Here is a 237-nt window from a genome sequence, read left to right on the forward strand (position 1 = left end):
GGTCAGAATCTGGTCGAAAGAGAATGCCGAATCACCGGGCAGCGCGTGCTGCCGTTGGCTGAGGCTGTCGACGTAGTCGTTGATCTGGTCGGCACTGAGCGAGCTGGATGTGGTGCTGGGCAGTTGGTAAAACGCCGTGGGCTCAAAGGCTACCCAGCGCTGGTCGATCCAGGCTTCTGCCCAGGCGTGGCCATCGATGCCCCGTATTTCAAAATAGCCGGTGAGCGGGTTTTGCTG

General features: G+C 59.9%; 1 protein-coding gene. It reads right to left on the reverse strand.

Annotated features, from left to right (window positions below; translation table 11 throughout):
- Window positions 1-237, reverse strand: a 237-nt coding sequence (locus tag Q4563_RS22570) for a transglutaminase domain-containing protein (RefSeq protein ID WP_303606139.1), incomplete at both ends; no start/stop codon positions are given.

Source organism: Gilvimarinus sp. 1_MG-2023, from assembly GCF_030548285.1.